This is a genomic window from Streptomyces sp. NPDC007205 (genome assembly GCF_040634095.1).
Classification (GTDB): domain Bacteria; phylum Actinomycetota; class Actinomycetes; order Streptomycetales; family Streptomycetaceae; genus Streptomyces.
In genome coordinates this window covers 1-3,662 of record NZ_JBEYEW010000129.1, presented here as the reverse complement: position 1 = coordinate 3,662, position 3,662 = coordinate 1, and the positions used below count along the sequence as shown (strand labels likewise).

Sequence of the window (3,662 nt, the reverse complement as noted above, 5' to 3'; positions counted from 1 at the left end):
GAGAACACCACCGCAACGACCAGGAGCCTCGTCTCGTCACCCCACACCCGCTGACCTGCACCTTCACCCCAGCAGGACAGGATGAAAACGGTTCAGTAGCAACTCATAAACGCAGAACCATTCAACGCGTTCACGCAAAGAGCGGAACGGCAGGGTTCCCCGTTCAGGATGCTCTTGGCCTACTGGGGGCGAGGTGATGCGCCATGGAACCAATGAATATCCCGACGTTGGCGATCCCCTATCCGCTTCGCGGTGCGTCTCCCGCGATGGACACGGTCCTTGAGGACATGTGGACATGGCTCGACCGATTCGAGCTACCCGGCACCCAGGCGATGCGCGACCAGCTGACGCGCACGCGTCCGGAACTCACCGCTGCCTTGTACTACCCGCATGCCGATGCCGCCCATCTACGGCTCCCTGCCCGTTACATGGCCTGGGGGTTCATCGTCGATGACCTGTTCGATGACGCGATCCTGGCGCATGACATGCAAGCGGCGGCGGCGTTCGCCGATGAGCTGGTCGGCATTGCCCGAGGCACCTGTCATCCCTCCCGACCCGCCGGGCACGCGCTCGCCGATGTCATGGCCGACTTGTGCCGCGATCGCACCCCAAGCTGGCGCACGGCGCTGGCCGAGGGGACCGCTGGCTGGCTGGCCACCTACCGTGTGGAGGCCGAGGACACCGGCCAGCAGATGAGCTTCGAGGACATTCCTCACCGGCGCGCCAGCGTCGGGGAGGTCGTATTCTTCCACCTTCACGAGTACGTAGCGGGCATTGAGCTCCCCGCGCAGGTGCGCGGCCTTCCCGCCATGGCCCAGGCCCGGGACCGCGGCTCGGAGTGGATCGGCCTGTACAACGACCTGTACTCCGCGGGCAAAGAAGCAGTGGTCGACTACCCGTTCAACGCCATCCACCTCCTGCGGCGCCTCCATGGCTGCTCCGCGCAAGCTGCGGGCGACATGGTCGCCGCCGTGCTGGACGGACTGATGGGCCAGTTCGAGGCGGCTTGCGCCTGCGCTGCCACCCAAGTACGCGCCATCACCGGCGACCGGCGTGTCCTGGCCGACTTCGAGGCGGTTTTGGACGGCTACCGGTGTCTGCTAAGAGGCAATTTCGACTACCATCCCAGCACCGACCGGTACCGCGATGTTGCCGCCTACGCGGCTGACAGTCCTACGAGTGGTGGCGCCCCCTGGAGCGCCAGTGCACTGTCGTCTGCGGAGAGAACATGAACCCCGGCTTCCCGTCGGCGCACCCCGATGCTGCGGCAGACGGGGTGCCACGCCGGCACCCGGCCGGGCAGAAGATGCAACGCCTGCTCGACGGCGACCGTCTTCCCCATGCCCGTGTCCCCGTACACACAGCACATCCCGCGGGCCGCGACCGTATGCCCCACTGCCTCCGCCACACCGGCCACCTGCCGTGTGGACACCAGCCGGGCCGCCGGCACGTACAACCGCACACCGCCGGCCGCATCGGCAGCCTCACCCGCCTCATCCGCCAAGCCGCCATCACCGCCATCTGCGACGGCACCGAACGCATCACCAAGAAAACACTGGAAGCCATCCAGCTCGACCACCTCGCCGAACAACACAAGCGCCCCCGCACCCGCCGACCGTCCACACCGGCATGATGCGGACGTGAAGAAGACCAGGGAAACGCCGACTGATGATGAATTCGCTGCCGTCTGCGGCCAGGTGTGGGACGTCCTGATCCCCGCCCGTGCCGGCTACCTGGCAGGAGTCTCACCGCACTACGACGAGGTGTTCCACGACGTCACACAACGAACCGAGCGCGCCGGCAGTCTCGGGAAGACGGGCATCGCGGCCCTGGTCGTCTGGAAACGGCTTTCCGCACAGACCCCGTGGGTATCGGCGCTCATGTCCCTGCCCGACGCACATGTGCGCGAGGTCACCAGGCGGGCCGTCACCGCAGTCCGCGACACCGCGGTATCACGCAGCGAGGCTGCCCGCACAGGACGCAGCATCATGTGGGAACTGCCCGGCTTCCGTACCGGCGACGCCCTCGCCTCAGCCGTCCTGACAGCAGCGGCACCCACGCGGATGGCCGTCTACGACCGCCGTGTCCAACACGCCCTCGACACCCTGGGTCTCACCCTCACCCGCACACCGGGACGCTACGGCCGCTACATGCAACTCCTCGACAACCTCCTCCAACACAGCCGAGCACCCGCCGACGGCTGGACCGCACGCGACATCGACACCGCCCTGTACTGGACCGGCAGAAACCCCCAACCCACCAACCACTGAGCCAGTAGCTACCAGCCCCCCGACCCGCCCGAACGGTCCCTACAGCTCCGACACCCAGACACCAGGCCGGCCTATGACCAGGCACAACACGCCTGACCAACCAAAACACACCCCGGACCATGAGACGCAGAAGCTACCCACAACGCCCCGGAAACTCCCACTACAACCCGCACAACCCCAGCCCCGCCAAAGCCCATTCTCAACCAACACCCAACCCCGCAGCTCACACCCCACCCAGCACACCAACTACCCACCCCCGGATCGACAGCCCGGTAGTGTGGTTTGCCGGTCGGGGTACTGCGCGGCTACAGGGTGTCCCGGCGGAACGATACAGCGCACACAAGGTAGCTGCGCGTGCCGATGTCCCAGCGCCATGGCGGGCTGACGGCCTGGCCCGTCGCCCGCAAGGGCGGCATGGCGAGCTTCTGGGCGATCGCGAATGGATTGCATCCGGTGAAGAAGTTCCGCTCCTCCAACAGCCGCGACAGCAGCAGCGGGAGCTGGTCCTGCGGCGTTGCCGGCAGCTGCGGGCAGGTATCGGAGGACACTACGTCATCGACCAGCACACCACGCCCACCCTGGCGTAGCAGGCCCATCATGGTCTGAAGGTGCGCATCACGCACGCGTAACAGCCCCGCCGCCTCCAGGCCCTCGCTCGCGGCTCCATTGATCAGCTGCGACATCACCCCGGCCGATACCACCACGTCGGCCGACTCCACACCGGACGGGCAATCCTGCAGCATCCGCGTCACATCCACCCCGCCGTGGACACGCAGCACCGGCGCCGATCCCATCCGCTGACGTTCCACACCCCGCTGCACAGCGTCAGAATCGATGTCCACCAGATGGACCTCGCGGAAAACGGACGCAACCTCGGCCAGGTCCAGGTCGTTGCAGTTCCCGGCGCCCAGCACCACCAGACGCCCCGCCACCGAGGGAGCCTGAGCAAGGACGCATCCGGTCACCGCTGCGCGATGGCACGCATAGCCCGCCCACTGACCGGCCGACGCATGGTTCAACTCCCGCTGCCGAGCGACAAACGCCGATGAACGACTCCCGCGCCCACCAGCCCACCACTCGCCCATGGCCAAACCCTCCTCCTCGTCCTCCCGCAACATTAGGGGGCACGTGTGACGCGGCGCACCTCCACAGCCGAACCTCACCACAACAGACTGACAGCCACCCCACCCACGCACACCCCAGCACGCCTGTGTGGGGGCGACAACGGACGCCCCCACACAGGCTGGGAAACCGATAGCAGTGAAAATGGGCGTTCGTCTCAGCGCCTGAAAAACCAGAGCCTTTTCAACGGTGAGCCTCCAGGGTGAGGATGGCCTTTGTGGTTGACGTGAGTGCGTTCGGGCTGAGTCTGGCCTTGCGGAGGATCCGCCA

3 protein-coding genes and 1 pseudogene are annotated in these 3,662 nt (G+C 66.5%); 3 read left to right on the top strand and 1 reads right to left on the bottom strand.

Annotated features, from left to right (window positions below):
• Positions 1 to 203 precede the first annotated feature (203 nt).
• The 3 genes and pseudogenes from ABZ624_RS42400 (at position 204) to ABZ624_RS42390 (ending at position 2,270) form a co-directional block, all read left to right on the top strand.
• Positions 204 to 1,232, top strand: coding sequence for a hypothetical protein (locus ABZ624_RS42400; RefSeq protein ID WP_360100986.1), 1,029 nt, complete (start codon positions 204 to 206; stop codon positions 1,230 to 1,232).
• A gap of 230 nt (positions 1,233 to 1,462) precedes the next feature.
• Positions 1,463 to 1,633: pseudogene (locus ABZ624_RS42395) on the top strand (ATP/GTP-binding protein); the annotation flags it as partial.
• A gap of 7 nt (positions 1,634 to 1,640) precedes the next feature.
• Positions 1,641 to 2,270: a hypothetical protein gene (locus ABZ624_RS42390; RefSeq protein ID WP_360100983.1), complete on the top strand. Its 630-nt coding sequence runs from the start codon at positions 1,641 to 1,643 to the stop codon at positions 2,268 to 2,270.
• Between the two features lie 305 nt (positions 2,271 to 2,575).
• Here ABZ624_RS42390 and ABZ624_RS42385 read toward each other — a convergent pair whose 3' ends face one another.
• The gene (locus ABZ624_RS42385) at positions 2,576 to 3,202 is read right to left on the bottom strand and encodes a hypothetical protein (protein WP_360100980.1); all 627 of its coding nucleotides are present in this window, start codon (positions 3,200 to 3,202) and stop codon (positions 2,576 to 2,578) included.
• Positions 3,203 to 3,662: the final 460 nt, after the last annotated feature.

Excerpts from the sequence above, each read along its gene's own strand:
- ABZ624_RS42400 (WP_360100986.1), top strand. The coding sequence starts at position 204 with ATGGAACCAATGAATATCCCGACGTTGGCGATCCCCTATCCGCTTCGC.